This window comes from Streptomyces sp. NP-1717 (genome assembly GCF_022695985.1).
Taxonomy (GTDB): domain Bacteria; phylum Actinomycetota; class Actinomycetes; order Streptomycetales; family Streptomycetaceae; genus Streptomyces.
Window position 1 is genome coordinate 53,362 of record NZ_JAAPBF010000014.1, and the last position, 16,404, is coordinate 69,765.

Annotated in this window: 8 protein-coding genes; 2 read left to right on the forward strand and 6 right to left on the reverse strand. The window is 72.1% G+C overall.

What is annotated here, in order from left to right; genetic code table 11:
• Positions 1-79: 79 nt before the first annotated feature.
• Positions 80-4,594: a beta-ketoacyl synthase N-terminal-like domain-containing protein gene (locus GXP76_RS05130; RefSeq protein WP_242570209.1), complete on the forward strand. Its 4,515-nt coding sequence runs from the start codon at positions 80-82 to the stop codon at positions 4,592-4,594.
• 40 nt (positions 4,595-4,634) lie between these two features.
• Positions 4,635-5,402 (forward strand): thioesterase II family protein, encoded by a 768-nt coding sequence (locus GXP76_RS05135; RefSeq protein WP_242570210.1) that lies wholly within the window; start codon positions 4,635-4,637, stop codon positions 5,400-5,402.
• Positions 5,403-5,468: 66 nt separating this feature from the next.
• On the opposite strand, the gene GXP76_RS05140 is transcribed toward GXP76_RS05135, so the two are convergent.
• From GXP76_RS05140 to GXP76_RS05165, 6 genes are all read right to left on the reverse strand, one after another.
• A complete protein-coding gene (locus tag GXP76_RS05140) occupies positions 5,469-5,672 on the reverse strand; it encodes a ferredoxin (protein WP_277993000.1) in 204 nt (67 codons plus the stop codon).
• The gene (locus GXP76_RS05145; protein WP_242570211.1) at positions 5,669-6,958 is read right to left on the reverse strand and encodes a cytochrome P450; all 1,290 of its coding nucleotides are present in this window, start codon (positions 6,956-6,958) and stop codon (positions 5,669-5,671) included. The genes GXP76_RS05140 and GXP76_RS05145 overlap by 4 nt, the downstream gene beginning before the upstream one ends.
• A gap of 12 nt (positions 6,959-6,970) precedes the next feature.
• The gene (locus GXP76_RS05150; protein WP_242570212.1) at positions 6,971-8,545 is read right to left on the reverse strand and encodes a long-chain-fatty-acid--CoA ligase; all 1,575 of its coding nucleotides are present in this window, start codon (positions 8,543-8,545) and stop codon (positions 6,971-6,973) included.
• The gene (locus tag GXP76_RS05155) at positions 8,542-14,826 is read right to left on the reverse strand and encodes a type I polyketide synthase (protein ID WP_242570213.1); all 6,285 of its coding nucleotides are present in this window, start codon (positions 14,824-14,826) and stop codon (positions 8,542-8,544) included. The genes GXP76_RS05150 and GXP76_RS05155 overlap by 4 nt, the downstream gene beginning before the upstream one ends.
• Positions 14,827-14,901: 75 nt before the next feature.
• Complete coding sequence (locus tag GXP76_RS05160; protein WP_242570214.1) at positions 14,902-15,444, reverse strand: FcoT family thioesterase; 543 nt, start codon at positions 15,442-15,444, stop codon at positions 14,902-14,904.
• Positions 15,445-15,454: 10 nt separating this feature from the next.
• The gene (locus GXP76_RS05165; protein ID WP_242570215.1) at positions 15,455-16,339 is read right to left on the reverse strand and encodes a TauD/TfdA family dioxygenase; all 885 of its coding nucleotides are present in this window, start codon (positions 16,337-16,339) and stop codon (positions 15,455-15,457) included.
• Positions 16,340-16,404: the final 65 nt, after the last annotated feature.

Sequence of the window (16,404 nt, forward strand, 5' to 3'; positions counted from 1 at the left end):
CCCGGGACACGTCCCGGACCCGCCGCCCGGACACGGCCGGCACCGACGAGTACGGCTCCGACCGAGGAGGACACGAGCGATGACCGACGATGTGCTGCTGAGGCGTTCGCTGAACGCCATCCAAGTCCTCCGCGAGCAGATGCGGGAGCTGCGCTCGGCCGCGGAGGAACCCATCGCGCTGGTCGGCATGGGCTGCCGGTTCCCCGGCGGCGCCGACAGCCCCGAGCGGTTCTGGGAACTGCTGCGCGACGGCAGGGACGCCATCACCGACGTACCGCCCGAGCGCTGGTCCGCCGACCGGTTCCACTCCCAGGTCCGCGACGAGCCCGGTACCGCCTACACCCGCAAGGGCGGCTTCCTCACCGAGGACGTACACGCCTTCGACGGGCCGTTCTTCGGCATCACGGACGCCGAGGCACGCGAGATGGACCCCCAGCAGCGCCTCCTCCTGGAGACGAGCTGGGAGGCGCTGGAGAGCGGCGGTCTGCTCTCCGACGACCTCACCGGAGAACGGATCGGCGTGTTCGTCGGTGTCTCCGGCTCCGAGAGCTCCCTGCTGAACCGCCCGCTCGACGACACCGGCCCGTACACCGCGACCGGTGTCGCACCGAGCATCACCGCCGGCCGCATCGCCTACGCCCTCGGGCTCCGGGGCCCCGCGCTGGCCGTCGACACCGCCTGCTCCTCGTCCCTGGTGGCGATCCATCTGGCGGTCGAGAGCCTGCGCAGGGGCGAGTGCACCGCCGCCGTCGCGGGCGGTGCCAGCGCCATGATGTCGCCGGACGTCTTCGTCGCCCTCTGCCGTATGGAGGCCCTGGCCGCCGACGGCCGCTGCAAGGTGTTCGACGCCGAGGCGGACGGCTACGTCCGCTCCGAGGGCGTCGGCATGGTCGCCCTGATGCGGGCCTCCGACGCCGCCGCGGCGCGCGCTCCCGTCCTCGCCCTGATCGCGGGATCCGCCGTGAACCACGACGGGCACACCGCCGGTCTCACCGTCCCCAACGGACGGGCCCAGCGCGAACTCATCACCGCCGCGCTCGCCGCCGCCCGCACCCGCCCGGACGAGGTCGACTACCTGGAGGCGCACGGCACGGGCACCCCGCTCGGCGACCCCATCGAGGTCCGCGCCGCCGCCGAGGTGTTCTGCGCCGACCGGGACCCCGCCACCCCCCTTCTCATCGGCGCGGTGAAATCCAACGTGGGCCACCTGGAGGCCGCCGCGGGAGTCGCCGGTCTGATCAAGACCGTTCTGGCGCTCCGGCACGGCGAGGTGCCGGGCAATCTGCACCTGAACCAGCTCAATCCGCGGCTGCGCGCCGACCGGCTGCCGGTGGACTTCTGCGACTCCGCCCGCCCCTGGCCCGCCTCCGCCGGCCGGCCGCGCGTCGCGGGAGTCAGCGCCTTCGGATTCAACGGCACCAACGCACACCTCGTGGTACGGGAGGCCCCCGCCGCCCGCCCGCGCGAGACGGCCACCGACGACCGCCCGGCGCATCTGCTCGCACTCTCCGCCCGCGACCCGCGCGGACTGCGGGAGTCGGCGCTCCGCCTCGCCCACTGGCTCACCGAACACCCGGACGCCTCGCTGGCCGACGTCTGCCACACCGTCAGCGCCCGCCGTCCCGCGTTCCCGTACCGGACCGCCCTCGTCGCACGGACGGGCGACGACCTCGTGGACCGGCTGCGCGCCGTCGCCGGCGAGACGGCCGACCCGCCCGAGCAGACGACCGGCCCGGTCGCGTTCCTGCTCAACGCCACCGGGGACCGCGCGTGGCGGTCCGCGGCCCGCCTGTACGCCACCTACCCCGCGTTCCGCGACCACTTCGACCGGTGCGACACGCTGCTGCGGCCCACCGCCGGTGAGCCGATCGCCGCCAGGCTGGCCCAAGGACCCTCCGGTTCACCGCTGTTCAGGGACACCGTCGCCCTCGCGTACCAGATCGCGCTCGTCCGCGCGCTCGACGGCTGGCGCGTGAAGGCCGGCGCCGTCGCCGGCTCGGGGCCGGGTGAACTCGCCGCCGCCTGCCTCGCGGGAGTCCTCGACACCGCGACCGCCGGGCGACTGCTCGCGGCGCGGCACACGGACGCGACCCCGCCGCCGCTCACCGAGGCACGCGGTCCGCGCCTGCGGCTGCTCCACGGCCCGCGCGCCGACGCTGTCACCGCCGAGCGGGCGGCCGACCCCCTGTTCTGGGCACAGGAGAGCGAGGGAACCACGGCGCGCGCGCTGACGGCGGCGCTCGCCGACCACGGGTACGGCACGCTGGTCTCCCTCGGCGGCGCCGGCGCCGGGGAAGAAGCCACGCACCACGGCAACGCCGCCGCCCCCGTCCACTGGGCAGTCCCCGGCGACGACGTGTGGGAGGAACTGCTGACGGGCGCCGCCGGCCGCTATCTGGCCGGAGCTGACGTGGACTGGTCCGGTCTCGACCTCGGCCAGGACCGGGCGCGGCTCACCCTGCCCACGTACCCCTTCCAGCGCCGCTCCTACGGACCCCTGGGCACGGCCGCGCCCCCACCCGCACGCGACCCCGGAAGCGGCCGGCCGACCGGTGAACTCGCCCTTCGTACGGTGCCCTCACCACTCGACCAGCGCCAGTTCGACACCGTCGTCAGCCGCGCCCTGCTGCCCGAACTCGCCGATACGGCGGGCGTACTGCACGTCGGCTACTACCAGGAGATGCTCGCCGCCGCGACCTCCGCGGACGGCGCCGGAGACGGCTTCCACGTGCGGGACGTCAACTTCCACCACGCGCTGCGGCTGTCGGGCCGTCAGGAGCGCACCGTTCAGCTCGTCGTGGAACCCTCGGACGACAAGGGCTGGGCCGACTTCGCCTTCTACAGCCGCCCCACGGCGGGCACCGAGTGGGACCGCCATGTGCGCGGCAGCCTGCGACCGGGCCCGGCCGACCGGACCGAGGAGGAGTCGGCGCCCCTGACCCCGGCGGAGCGCGAGCGGATACGCGCGCGCTGCACCGAGCCGGTCGGCGGCGAGGAGTTCTACAAGCTGATGCGGGACCGGGGCGTGGCCCTCGGCCCCTCCGTCGAATGGGTCGAGGAGGCGTGGACAGGCGACGGCGAGGTGCTCGCCAGGCTGCGGCCCGCCGGCGAGGCCACCGTGCCCGCCGGCCGCCCCGGCCGCGCCCTGCCCGCCCACCCGGGAGTGCTGGACGCCTGCGTACAGCTCTACGCCCTGGCCGCCGGACAGGCCCTCGCCGACGACGACCTGTTCATCACCGCCCGTCTGGGCGAGGCCGACGCCGTGAGCGCTCCGGTCGGCGGGCCGCTCTGGTGCCATGTGCGGCTGAGGTCCGCGGTGGGACAACGGCTCGTCGGCGACCACCTGCTCTGCGACGACCGGGGCCGGATCGTCGCCTCCGGCCGCGACACCGAGATCCAGGTGATCAGCCCGCAGGAGAGCCTCAGCCTGCTGGCCGCGACCGACGGCGGGCAGAGCGGCGACCACCCCGGCGAGATCCTCGCCCACTACCGGGCCGTCGCCGCCGCCGACCGCCCCGGGGTGCTGACGGACTTCCTCGCCGAGACGGCCGCGGGCCTGCTGCGGCAGCCCGCCGACGAGATTCCGGCCGGCCGCCCCCTCTCCGAGCTGGGCCTGGAGTCACTGGCGGCCATGGAACTGCGCAAGCGGATCCGCACCGGCACCGGCGTCGATCTGCCGGTCGAACTCCTCGTCGACGGCCCGTCGCTGGACGAACTCGCCCAGCACATCGCCTCGGAGATCGAGACGGACGACGAACCAGAGGCCACCCGGTCCGCACCACGCGCCTACGACCTGGACAGCGCCCGCTGGCTCGGCACCGCCGTACGGGAGACCTCGAAGCTCAGGCTGTTCTGCCTGCCCTACGGCGGTCGCGGCGCGTCCCTGTACCGCGACTGGCCGCGCGAGCTCGACGGCGGCGTCGAGATCTGCCCGGTCCAGCTGCCGGGCCGCGAGGAGCGCGCGGACGAACTGGGAATCGTCAACGTGGACGAGGCGGTCGAGAGCATCGCGCAGGTCCTCAAACCGTATCTGGACCGCCCCTTCGCCTTCTACGGCCACAGCATGGGCGGCCTCCTCGCCTACCGGCTGGCGCACCGCCTCGGCGGGGAGTACGGCCCACTGCTGCGCCATCTGTTCGTCGGCGCGTTCAGCGCGCCCACCGGGGCCGTCAATCCGCTGGACGACCGCATCCTGGCCGTGATGCGGTCCCTCGGGTTCCCGGGCATGCCCGCCCAGCAGGACCTGCTGCGGCTGCGGCGCGAGCGGCCCGGGGAGTACGAGCGGGCCCTGCGCCGGGAGTTCGACGACCGGGTGGCGGCCAAACTGGACGCGTCGACCAGCGGCTGCGGCTACGGAGACCTGCGGATCGTGCAGAGCTACCGGCACGATCCGGCCGAAACGCCACTGGCGACCGGGGTGACCGCCTTCCACGGAGCAGGCGACCCGGTGGTGCCGGAGAACGACATGCGAGCCTGGGAGGGCCTGACCAGCGGCCCCTTCGAACTGCGGGTCGTACCGGGCGACCACTTCTTCCTGCACACCGACCAGAGCGGCCCCCGGCTGCTGGAAGCCTTCTCCGAAACCCTGCGCTGACGGCACGCCGGCCCACCCACGACAGAAGGAAAGAACAGCCATGGCAGCAGTTCCCGCGGCGACCAGCCCGTGGATCATACGGTTCCACCCGGTCCCGGAACCCCGCGTCAGGCTGGTGTGCTTCCCGCACGCCGGGGGATCGGCGTCGTACTACTTCCCGGTCTCGCGCGTGCTGTCGTCCGCCGCCGAGGTACTGGTCCTTCAGTACCCCGGCCGGCAGGACCGCCGCGACACCCCGTTCATCGACAACATCACGGAACTCGCCGACGCCGTCACGCCCGAGCTGCGCGGCGGGCCGGACGTCCCGACCGCGCTCTTCGGACACAGCATGGGCGCCACCCTCGCCTTCGAGGTCGCGCGGCGGCTGGAGCGGCACGGCGAGAAACCACTCGCGCTGTTCGCGTCCGGCCGGCGGGCCCCGGCGGAGGTGAAGGACGAGGGACTGCACAAGTCGAGCGACGCCGAACTCATCGACCACGTGGCCCGGTTGAGCGGAACGGGCATGGAGGTGCTGCGCGACCCGGACATCGTGCGCATGGTGCTGCCCGTCCTGCGCAGCGACTACCGGGCGGCGGAGACCTACCGCTACCAGCCGGGCGAGAAACTGACCTGCCCCGTCTACGCGCTGACCGGCGACAACGACCCGCAGGTCAGCACGGACGAGGCGGACGCCTGGACGCACTACACCGACGGACCGTTCGAGAAGAAGGTTTTCGACGGCGGCCACTTCTTCTTCACCACGGGGCCCGAGAAGCCACTGGCGTACGTCGCCGAGCGCCTCACGGCACTGACGTCCGGCACCGCCTGACAGTGGACCCGCGGCCCGGCGGCGGTCCCGCCGGCGCGCACCGGCGCGGACGGGACCGCCGCCGGGCTACGGCGCGTCGACGGAGATCACCTGCGCCGGGCAGTTGCGGACCGCCGTGCGCACCTCGTCGTACTGGTCCTCGGCCGGATCGTGCCGCAGTACCACGACCACACCGTCCCGCTCGTCCTGGTCGAAGACCTCCGGTGCGCTGAACACGCACATGCCCGAGGCCACGCACCGCTCCGCGTCCACCGTCACCCGTATCGTCATCGGCCCTCCCCGGCGGGCAGGACGGCGTCCCACTCCACGGCGAGCGCCGCCGGGCCGACCACCGGCGTGCCCGTCTTGAACGGCACGTCGGCGAGGTCCACCGCCAGGCGCAGCGAGGGGATCCGCCGTGTCAGGGTCTCCAGCACCACACTCATCTCCAGACGGGCCGTCTGCTGTCCGACGCACTGGTGCGGCCCGTACCCGAAGCCCAGATGCCCCTCGGGCCGCCGCCCGACGTCCAGCCGCTCCGGGTCCTCGAAGACGGCCGGGTCACGGTCGGCGGTCTGCACGGCGAGGACGACGTAGTCGCCCTTGGCCAGCGGATGGCCACCGATCTCCGTGTCCCGGGTGACTTCACGGGTGAGGCCGGCGGCGCCCCCGAAGTAGCGGGCGAACTCCTCGACCGCGGCCGGGATCAGGGAGGGATCGGCCCGCAGCCGCTCCCACTCGCGGGACTGCCCGGACCGACCGGAGTGCCCGGACCGACCGGAGTCCCGGGAGTCGACCAGCAGCGCCAGCAGGCCGTGCGTCATCGTCGTCGCCGTCGTGTCGAAGCCGCTGATCAGCAACCCGGCGCTCATCATGACCAGTTCGGTGTCGGAGAACGGCTCCGCCGACGCGGCGCTGCGTCCGATCATCCGGCTGATCGCGTCGTCACCGGGGTTCTTCCGCCGGTCCTGGACCAGCCCGTGCACATACCGGAAGAGCGGCTCCGTACTCGCCCTGATGCCCTTCTCGCTGGTGGCGGACCCGAACATCGCCGCCGCCGCGTCGTGGAACAGCCCCCGGTCGGAGTACGGCACACCGAGCAGGCCCCCGATGGTGGCCGTGGTGACCGGCACCGCGAAGTCGCCGTAGAACTCGGCCGACCGGCCGGCCGCCGCCAGCGCGTCGATCCGTTCGTCGACGATCTGCCCTACGACCGGGCGCAGTTCCAGCAGCCGTCTCGGCATACCGATCTCCGGTCCGAGGTGGTGCCGGAAGCGCTGGTACGCCGGCCCGTCCATCCGGGTGAACTCACCCTCGGCCACCGGGCGGTCGGGGTTCATATGGGCCAGGACGTGCGCCGCCTGACCGGGGCGGCTGCTGAACCGCTCCGAGTCGCCCAGCACCTCACGGACGTCGGCGTAGCGCGTGATCAGCCAGGCGGTGATGCCGGTCGGGCACTTGACCCGGGTCACCGGGGCGGTGTCCCGCAGTCTCGTCATCTCCGGCGCCGGCCCGAAGGGGCATTCGTCCAGCCGGGGGGTCGGCAGCGCGGGGAGTTCTTCGGTCGGTCGTGACATGGAGACTCTCTCCTAGAAGCGGTCGCGCAGCTCGCGGCGGAGGATCTTTCCCGCGGCGTTGCGCGGCAGCGAGTCCACGAAGGTGTAAGCCGTGGGGATCTTGTAAGGGGCCAGCAGTTCCCGCAGGAACAGCATCAGTTCACGGGCGGTGAGCCGTTCACCCGCTCGCACCACGACACAGGCCCGCACGGCCTCGCCGCGTACCTCGTCGGGCGTCGCGACCACCGCGGCCTCGGCGACCGCGGGGTGCTTGCTGAGCGCGTTCTCGACCTCGGCCGGGTAGACGTTCTCGCCCGCGACGAGGATGACGTCCTTGATGCGGTCGTGGAGGTAGACGTAGCCGTCCTCGTCGACATGGCCGGCGTCGCCGGTGTTCAGCCACCCGTCGGCCAGGGCGAGTTCCGTCTCCTCGGGCCGCTGCCAGTAACCGGTCATGACCGCCGGGGTGTCGATGCGGATCTCTCCGACCCGCCCCGGAGGCAGCGGGTCCCCGGACCGGTCGACGGCCTGCACGGCGACCCCCGGGTAGGGGCGGCCCACCGCCTTGAGGCGCGGATTTCCCGGCACGTGGTCGGCCGGAGGGAGACAGACCGCGGAGGCACAGGTCTCGGTGAGACCGTAGATCTGCGCGAACTCGCAGCCCATCACGGACAGGCACTGTTCGAGCAGCGGTTCGGGGATCGGCGCGCCACCGTAGACGACCTTCCGCAGACCCGCGAAGTCCGCGGGCCCCGCCCCGGGTTCGGACAGCAGGATCCGCAGCATGGACGGCACCATCAGCGTGGTGGTGATCCCGCCGTTCGCGAGCAGCGCGAGAGTGCGTCCGGCGTCGAACCCCTGGGCCACGACGTGCGTGGCTCCCGCCCGGAAACCCTGCATGAACCACCAGGGACCACCGATGTGGTGACCGGGCAGCACCTGCAGGAGGCGGTCGTCCTCCCGCCAGTCGATCCAGTCGAGCTTGTGTCTGGCCAGCAGGTCGTTGATCGCCCAGAAGGTGTGCTGGCCGAGCACCACGCCCTTGGGCCTGCCGGTGGTGCCGCTGGTGTACATCTGGGTGAGCGGTCGCCTGGCGCCCGCGGAGGTGGCGGGCGCGGTCTCCGGCCGGCCGGCCTTCCAGCGGAGGAATCCGCCGGGCCCCGCCACGCCGTCGTCGAGCACCAGCACCGTACGCGGCGCGCCGGACGCCAGGCCCTCGATCACCGGCCCGATCACCGGCAGCTTGTCCTCCTCGGTGACGAGGAGTTCGGCTCCCGAGTCGCGCAGCACATGCTCGATCTCACCCGGTGTCAGCCGGGGATCCACCGGGACCAGGACGGTACCGGCGGCGGCGCAGGCCAGCAGGAGGTCGTAGTAGTGCTCGGTGTCCCCGGCCAGATACGCCACCCGGCTGCCGGGGAGGAGGCCCTCGGCGAGCAGCGCGTGCGCCGTCCGGTTGCTGCGGTGGTACAGCTCCAGGAACGTCACCTCTCTGCCCGCGCACTCGACCGCGACCCGGTCGGGGCGCGTCTCGGCGTGGTGGGCCGCGGTCGCGGTGACGGTGGGGAACCGTGGCACCGGCGTCCGTTCGGCGGTCGGAGCGTTCATCGCGTTTCCTCCGGTGCGGTCAGCCGCTGCTCGATGAACTCGGTGAGCAGCGCCACGGACGGGTGGTCGAAGACGCTCGACGTGGACAGCGGGACGCGGAACTGGAGTTCCAGCCGGTTCTTCAGTTCGACCGCGGCCAGGGAGTCCAGGCCCACCTCGAAGAACCGCGCGTCGGGCGGCACGTCGTCGGCGCCGTCGAAGTGCAGCAGATCGGCGATGGCACCCCGCAGCGTCTCGGAGACCGCCTCCAGCCGCTCACCGCGCGGCAGGGACAGCAGGACCTGTGGGTCGACATGGACGGTGACCTCCGCGGTGCGGCGTCCGACCTGGAGGTAGAGGGCGTTCGCCTGCGGCCGGGTCGCGGAGTACCGGTCCCAGTCGACCTCGGCGATGGTGATCTGGGCCGCGGGCCGGTCCAGGACACGGAAGAGGGCGCGGATGCCGACGGTGGGCCCGAAGAACGAGAAGCCCTGGTTCTCCACGTTCGCGATGTGCCGCTGTTCCATCCCGCTGGCCAGCCCGACGTCGCCCCAGGCACCCCAGTTGACGCTCAGCGCGGGCAGCCCGGCGGTGCCGCGGAGGCACATCAGCGTGTCCAGGAAGCTGTTCCCGGCCGCGTAGTTCGCCTGTCCCCGCGAGCCCACGAGCGAGGCCACGGACGAGTAGCCGACGAAGAACCGCAGAGACGGGAAGTGCTCGGTGGCCCGGTGCAGAAGCCAGCTCCCGTACACCTTGGACCGGAAGACGGTGTCGATGCTCTCCCATGTCTGTGCCGTGACCGGGGCGTCGGCGAGCACGCCCGCCGCGTGGACGACACCGCCGAGGGGACGTGGGAGTTCGCCGAGGGCCGCCGCGATCCGCCGGACGTCGTCCGGGTCCCCGACGTCCCCGGTGAGGGTGGTGATCTCGGTGCCGGGCCCGAGGCGTGCCAGGAGCGCCTCCAGTACGCCGGGCGCCGGAGTCCGCCGCCCCACGAGCGCCAGATGGCGGGCTCCCAGGTGCACGAGGCGCTCCGCGAGGACACCGCCGAGCGCGCCGAAGCCTCCGGTGATCAGATACGTCTCGTCGGGCCGGATGCCGGTGGCGGCCGTCTTCTCGGGGGCGGGTTCGCCGAATCCGATGACGACCTTGCCGATGTTGGCGCCCCTGCTGAGCACGCTGAAGGCTTCCTCGACCTCGTCGAGGGTGTACGCGGTGGTGGGGATGGGCGCCAGCTCCCGGCTCTCCACCTTCTCCATCACACCGCCGAGCACATCGCGGGCCAACTGCTGGGCCTGGGCGGGATCGTAGATGCCGAAATCGACCGTGTGGTAGGTCACGTCGGGCCGCTTGCCGCGCATCTCCTGCTCGGTCCACGCGCTCATCGTGCCGAGTTCGACGAACCGGCCGCCCTCCGCCAGCGCCCGGACGCTCTCCTCGATGAACTCCTGGGCGAGGCTGTTGAGGACGATGTCGACGCCCGCGCCGCCGGTCGCCGCGAGGATGTCGTCGGCGAACCGCGGGGTGCGGGAGCTGGCCAGCCAGGTGACGCCCTGGGAGCGCAGCAGCGGCCACTTGTGCGGGCTGGCCGTGGCGAAGATCTCCGCTCCCGCCAGCTTGGCGAGCTGGACGGCGGCCTGGCCGACTCCGCCCGCGGCGGCATGGATCAGGACCCGGTCACCGGGCTTGATCCCGGCGAGGTGGTGCAGCCCGTGATGGGCGGTGAGGAACGCGGTGGGCAGGGCCGCGGCCTCGGCGTACGACAGGTGCGCCGGTTTGCGGGCCGCCATCGCGGACGCACAGGTCACCCGCTGCCTGAGACAGCCCGGATGGGCGAGGACGACGGCGTCACCCACGGAGAACTCCGCGTCCGGTCCTGCCGCGGTCACCACTCCGGCGCACTCCAGCCCGAGCGGCAGCGCCGTGTCGTCCAGGCCGGACGCTCTCGCGTGCTCCCGGTGCAGACCGAGCACGTTGAGGACGTCCTTGAAGTTGAGACCCGCGGCGTGCACCCGCACCTGGATCTCGTCACCCTCGGGAGCGGGCGTCTCCTGGAGCGGTACGGGGACGATGCCGTCGAGCCGGCCGTACTCCTTGACGGTCAGTTCGACGTCCGTACGCGGACCGCCCGCCTCGGCGTACACCCGCCGCACATGGCGGAGCCCGGAGCGGTAGGCGAGCTGGTACTCGGAGGAGTCGGGGGCCGACCACTCGGCAAGCAGCGGGCGCACGTCGCGACCGTCACCGGGAAGGTCCACCAGCGTCACCCGGTACGCCGGGTACTCCGTCCACATGACCTGGCCGAAGCCCCACAGCGTCGCCGCGGCCGGCGGTGTGCGGGTGTCCCACGCGGTGTCGCCGGGCACCCACTGAGCCCCCTCGGTGACGAGCCAGAGCCGCTGACCGCCGCCGAAGCCCGCCGCGTCGAGGCCGTCCCGCAGAGCGAGCAGGTCGCGGAAGTTGTGTTCGCACTCGGCCCGCAGTCCGGCCGCGTCCGGATCTCCGCCCTCGGGCGCGGAGCCGGTACCGCGCCAGAACCAGCACACGTCGGTGGGCCGGCCCGCCAGCAGCGCCACCGCCTCCGCCGCGTCGGCCGCGACCGTCAGTTCGGTCTCCTGCCCGGCGGCTTCGGTGAGTTCGCCGAGGCTCCGCGGTCCGGCGCCGACGAGCAGGACGCGACGCGGCTCCCGGTTCTCCGTACGCAGGGACCGCTTCACCCAGCGCACCTCGGAGTACATCCGCTCCCGGTCGGGTGCCGCGTTCGCCACCCGGCGCAGGGCCAGGCCCTCCAGTACGAAAACGGTGCGGTCGCCGTCCAGTATCAGGAGATCCGCGCGCGGCAGGTCGTCCGGATCGACGACGGGGGCGCGGCGCAGCACGCTGCGCAGGGTGGCGCCGCGCGGCTTCCTCAGCAGACGGCAGCGGCGGAAGCCGACGGGCATGGCGACCGCGTCACCCTCGCGCGAGAGCGCGGCGAGCGTCTGGAACGCGCAGTCCAGTACGGCGGGCGGCAGCAGCTCGGCGGGGGCGGCGGAGACGCCGTGCAGCCGGCCCACCACGAGATCGTCGCCGTGGAGTCCGACGTGTTCCAGGCCCCGGAACCCCGGGCCGTAGTCGACGCCCAGCTCGGCGAATTCCGCGTACAGGTCGTCGGACCGGTGCTCGGCCCGCGGTGTGCCGGCGGTGTCGGACGCCTCCCGGAGAGCGCGCTCCGTCGCGTCGAGCGCCTCGCCGCCTCCGGCGGACCCGTCGGTCGCGATGGTGGCGGTGACATGGCGCCTCTCCAGCGCGGGCCGGTCCCCGGGCTCGGCCCCGACCAGAGAGACGATGTCGACCCCGGCCGTCCCGTCCTGCCGTGCGTACAGCCGGGTACGGACCTCGACGGTCCCGGTCTCTTCGAGGAACAGCGCCTCATGGATGGTCACGCCGGTCAGGGGCAGGCCGCTCTCGCCGTAGACGGCGTCCTGGAGGGCCAGCAGGATCTCCAGATAGCCGGCCCCCGGGAAGACGACCTTGCCCATCACCTTGTGGTCGGCCAGGTATCCGGGCTGCCCGGCTCCCAGCCGGGCGCTGAACTCGACGGTACCGGCGGCACGTTGCTCGTCGGTCGTGATCTCCCGCCCCAGCAGGGGGTGCGTGTCGCCGCCGGTCCGCTGTGGCGCGGCGGCCTCGGGGAGCCAGTGCCGGCGGCGGTCGAACGCGTAGGTGGGCAGCGTGATCGCGCGGCGGGGCCGGCCGTGGTGGGCCGCCCAGTCGACCGGCGCTCCGCTGACGTAGAGCTGGGCGAGGGACTGGCGTACGACGGTGCCGTCGGTGTCCTCGGGATGCAGGCTGCTCAGCCAGAGGTGTTCGTCGGCGGGCAGACACTGTTTGCCCATGCCGATCAGCTCGGTGGCCGGACCGATCTCGACGAACGCGTGCCGCCCCCGGGCCGCGACGGCGCGGACGCCGTCGGCGAACATCACCGGTTCGCTGAGGTGACGGGCCCAGAAGTCGGCGGAGGCGAGTTCGCCGGGTGCGGCGACCGCACCCGTCAGGTTGGACACCAGGGTGAAGCGCGGCTCGTGGAAGGTGAGCCCGGCGACGACCTCGCGAAGCCGCTCGGCCGCCTCGGCCATCAGCGGGGAGTGCGAGGCGCAGGAGACCGCGAGCCGCTTCGTCCGGATCCCGCGCGCCGTGAGGACCTCCATGACCCGGGCGAGGGACTCCTCGCCGCCCGAGATCACGATCTGCGTCGTGCCGTTGACGGCGGCGAGCGAGAGGTCGGGGCGTTCGGCGAGCAGGGGGGCGACCTCGTCGGTGGTGGCCTCGACGGCGGCCATGGCGCCCGGCGGTGACTCGTGCATCAGCTCGCCGCGCGCCGCCATCAGGGTGACGGCGTCCTCCAGGCTGAACACACCGGCGACGGTGGCGGCCACGATCTCGCCGATGCTGTGTCCCGAGACGACGGACGGGGTGACGCCCCACGACATCCACAGCTCCGCGACCGCGTACTCCAGCGAGAACAGGGCCGGCTGCATGTAGCGGATCTCGTGGATGAGTCCGGCGTCCTCGGCGTCACCGAGGATCATGTCCCGCAGGGACCTGCCCAGATGCGGGGAGAACAGCCGGTCGCAGGTGTCCAGACGGTCCCGGAACACCTCGAACCGTTCGTACAGCGGGCGTCCCATGCCCACGTACTGCGAACCGCCGCCGGAGAAGAGGAAGGCGACCTTCGCGGTGTCCGGGTTCCTTCCGGTCCTGGCGGCCCGGGTCCGGCTGCGGTCGAGCAGCCGGGCGACATCCTCCTGGTCGCGCACCACTCCCGCGACGCGCAGCGGGAAGTGGGCCCGCCCGACGCAGACACCGGCGCACAGCTCGTCGACAGCCAACTCCGGCCGGTCGGTGAGCAGTTCCTGGTAGCGCTGGATCTGTCCCCGGAGCGCCGGGGCGGTCTTCGCCGACAGCGCGAAGACATACGGGCCTGGCGGCACCTCGCGTCCGTCGTCCGTTTCGAGTGGCTGCTCGGGCGCCTCCTCCAGGACGACGGAGGCGATGGTGCCGGCGAAGCCGAAGGAGTTGACCACGCCCCGCCGGGTCGCCGCCTTCCAGGGCCGCAGCGTTGTCGGCACGGTCACCGGGGCCGTGTCCCACGGGATCCGCCGGGAGGGGGTGGTGAAGTTCAGATGCGGGAAGATGGCGGCTTCGCGCAGCTGGAGCGCGGTCTTGACGAGCCCGCCGATTCCGGCGGCGGCCTCCATGTGCCCGAGATTGGTCTTCAGCGAGGCGACGGTCACGGGGGCGTCGGGGGAGTGCGAGTCACCGAACACGGAGCTGATGGCGCCCATTTCGATGGGGTCGCCCAGCGAGGTGCCCGTGCCGTGCGCCTCGACGTAGGAGATGTCGGACGGGGCGAGCCCGGCGCCGGCGATCGCCCTGCGCATGACGCCTTCCTGCGCGGCTCCGTTGGGCACCATCAGCGCGCTGCTCTCACCGTCCTGGCCGACGGCGGAGCCCCGGATGACGGCGTAGACGCGGTCGCCGTCCCGCTGGGCGTCGGAGAGCCGCTTCAGGACGATCATCGCCCCGCCCTCGCTGCGGCAGTAGCCGTCGGCGGAGTCGTCGAACGTCTTGCAGACGCCGTCGGGGGCGAGCATCTTCGACTGCGAGGCGATGATGTGCCCGCGCGGGCTGTGGATGGTGTTGACGCCTCCGGCCAGCGCGATGCCGCACTCACCCGAGCGCAGTGCCCGCGCCGCGAGGTGGACGGAGACCAGCGAGGCCGAACAGGCGGTGTCCACGGTGATGCTGGGACCACGCCACCCGAGGAAGTAGGAGACGCGGCCGGAGACCGCGCTGTGCGCCATGCCGGTGCCGATGTAGCCGTTCAGTTCCGACACGGGCAGCGCCATCATCTCGGCGGCGTAGTCCATGTTGCTGACGGCGACATAGACGGCGCCGTCACCGTGGCGCAGCCCGGTGGGGTCGATGCCCGCGTCCTCCAGGGCCTCCCAGGCGACCTCCAGCGCGAGGCGCTGCTGGGGGTCGATGTAGTCGGCCTCCTTCGGCGAGATGTTGTAGAACTTCGCGTCGAAGTGGTCCGGCCTGTCGAGGAATCCGCCCTGTGCGCACCGCATGGTGCCCTTGGCCTCGGGGTCGTCGGACGTCAGGCCCTCGGGGTCCCAGCGGTCGGTGGGGATCGGGCCCAGACCGGAGCGTCCCGCACGCAGGAACTCGGTGAGCCCGTCCGGTGTGTCGTTGGCGCCGGGCAGCCGCAGGCCGATACCGACAAGGGCGACGGGCTCGTCGTACGTGGTGGGCAAGGCTCCTACTTCCGGTCGGCCGGTCGGCCTGGAGGGCCGGGGCCGGCTGAGTGGGCTGCTGACGGGAGTACGGGGTCAGGCCGGGGCCGCGACGGTCGGGCGGGGGTTCTTGAGGGCGAGGCGCACCGTGCCGTGGCAGGCGGTCTTCTCGTCCTCGCCGTACCGGCAGGTGGTGCTCAGGATCAGCAACTGGCCGTTCCCGCCGTCGCGTTGCACGACATCGACGATGTCGAGCTCACCCCAGAAGTGCCGGCCACGCATCGCGCGGCGGAACGTGCTGCGGAAGTCCACGATGAACATGTCGGGGAGCTGCCGCGTCCAGTAGTCCTCCATGGACCAGCCGTCGAAGGCGCGGATCAGCCGCTCCTTGACCGCTTTCGCCATGATGAAATAGATCATCTGGTTGAAACAGAGATTGAACTCGACCGCGTTGAAGTGGCCGGTGTCGTCGATGTAGCAGGACTCCGGGATGTGGAACCGGCCGCGCACGCCGACCTGCCCGCCCTGGTCCGCAGGGTCGCCCTTGGCCGTCACGACGGTCGATGTCAGATACCGGCAGTGGGGCTTGTACACCCGCAGGGCCCGCTCCAGCAGGTCCTCGTCATGACCGAACTGCACGCCGCCCCCCTCAGCCGATGCCGGGATAGAAGTCGTGTTCGTCGTGCACGGTCACCCGGAAGGAGACGGTCGGCTCCGGGTTCACCGTGTGCAGGGCCCGGTGGACCAGGCTGCGGTTGTCCCACAGGAGCATGTCGCCCTTCTCGAACGTCTGGAGATGGATGTTCTCGTGGCGGAACGTGGTGTCGGCCTGCCCGCAGGCCTCGAACAGCTCGTCCAGCAGGCCCTGCCTCAGTTCCCCGCCGGCGGCGTCCTCCAGCCGGTAGGTGACGGCTTCGCTGATGTAGAGCACCTGCTCGCCGGTGACCGGGTGGGTGAAGACGGTGGGGTGCGCGGCGGCGGGGGTGACCGACTCGATCTCGGCGAGCACTTCGGAGATGGGGCGGTAGACATCGGTGGGCCGGATCTTGAAGTAGCGGCGCACACTGTTCAGTCCGCGGCTGTCGCGGATCTCGGCCTTGAGCGCGTCGGGCAGGTTCTCGTAGGCCCGTGCCATGTCGATGAAGTACGTGCCGCGGTTCCGCTCCGGCACGACCTGGGGGTAGATCAGCGTCAGTCCGAAAGGACGCGGCATGAACGAGTAGTCGTGGTGCCAGAATTTCCCGGTCTGCGGTACCCCGACCTGAGCCCCGTCCTCCTTGACGTTCGAGGAGACGAAGATCTCCTTGTGCTCGGGGTGGTGGTACATCGGCTGGTAGTAGGTCTCCACCTCGCCGAGCCGCCTGCCGAATTCCACGAACTCGGCAGGCGACAGGCCCTGGTTGCGGAGGACCACGATCCGGTCGGTGTAGACGAGCTGTTTCAGCGCGGTCAGATCCTCCGCCGGGGCGGTCATGGCATCGAACTCGTCCACGTGGACGCCGATGCGGGAGTCTTTCTGCGGGATGGTGATCATGGGCAACCTGCTTGCGGGTTCGGGATAAGAAATCTGCCGGAAATCTGAGAGGCGCCTTCGCGGGG

Bases quoted from the DNA above. Each gene is read 5' to 3' on its own strand.
- GXP76_RS05130 (WP_242570209.1), top strand. From the start codon at position 80: ATGACCGACGATGTGCTGCTGAGGCGTTCGCTGAACGCCATCCAAGTC.
- GXP76_RS05135 (WP_242570210.1), top strand. From the start codon at position 4,635: ATGGCAGCAGTTCCCGCGGCGACCAGCCCGTGGATCATACGGTTCCAC.
- GXP76_RS05140 (WP_277993000.1), bottom strand. From the start codon at position 5,672: ATGACGATACGGGTGACGGTGGACGCGGAGCGGTGCGTGGCCTCGGGC.
- GXP76_RS05145 (WP_242570211.1), bottom strand. From the start codon at position 6,958: ATGTCACGACCGACCGAAGAACTCCCCGCGCTGCCGACCCCCCGGCTG.
- GXP76_RS05150 (WP_242570212.1), bottom strand. From the start codon at position 8,545: ATGAACGCTCCGACCGCCGAACGGACGCCGGTGCCACGGTTCCCCACC.
- GXP76_RS05165 (WP_242570215.1), bottom strand. From the start codon at position 16,339: ATGATCACCATCCCGCAGAAAGACTCCCGCATCGGCGTCCACGTGGAC.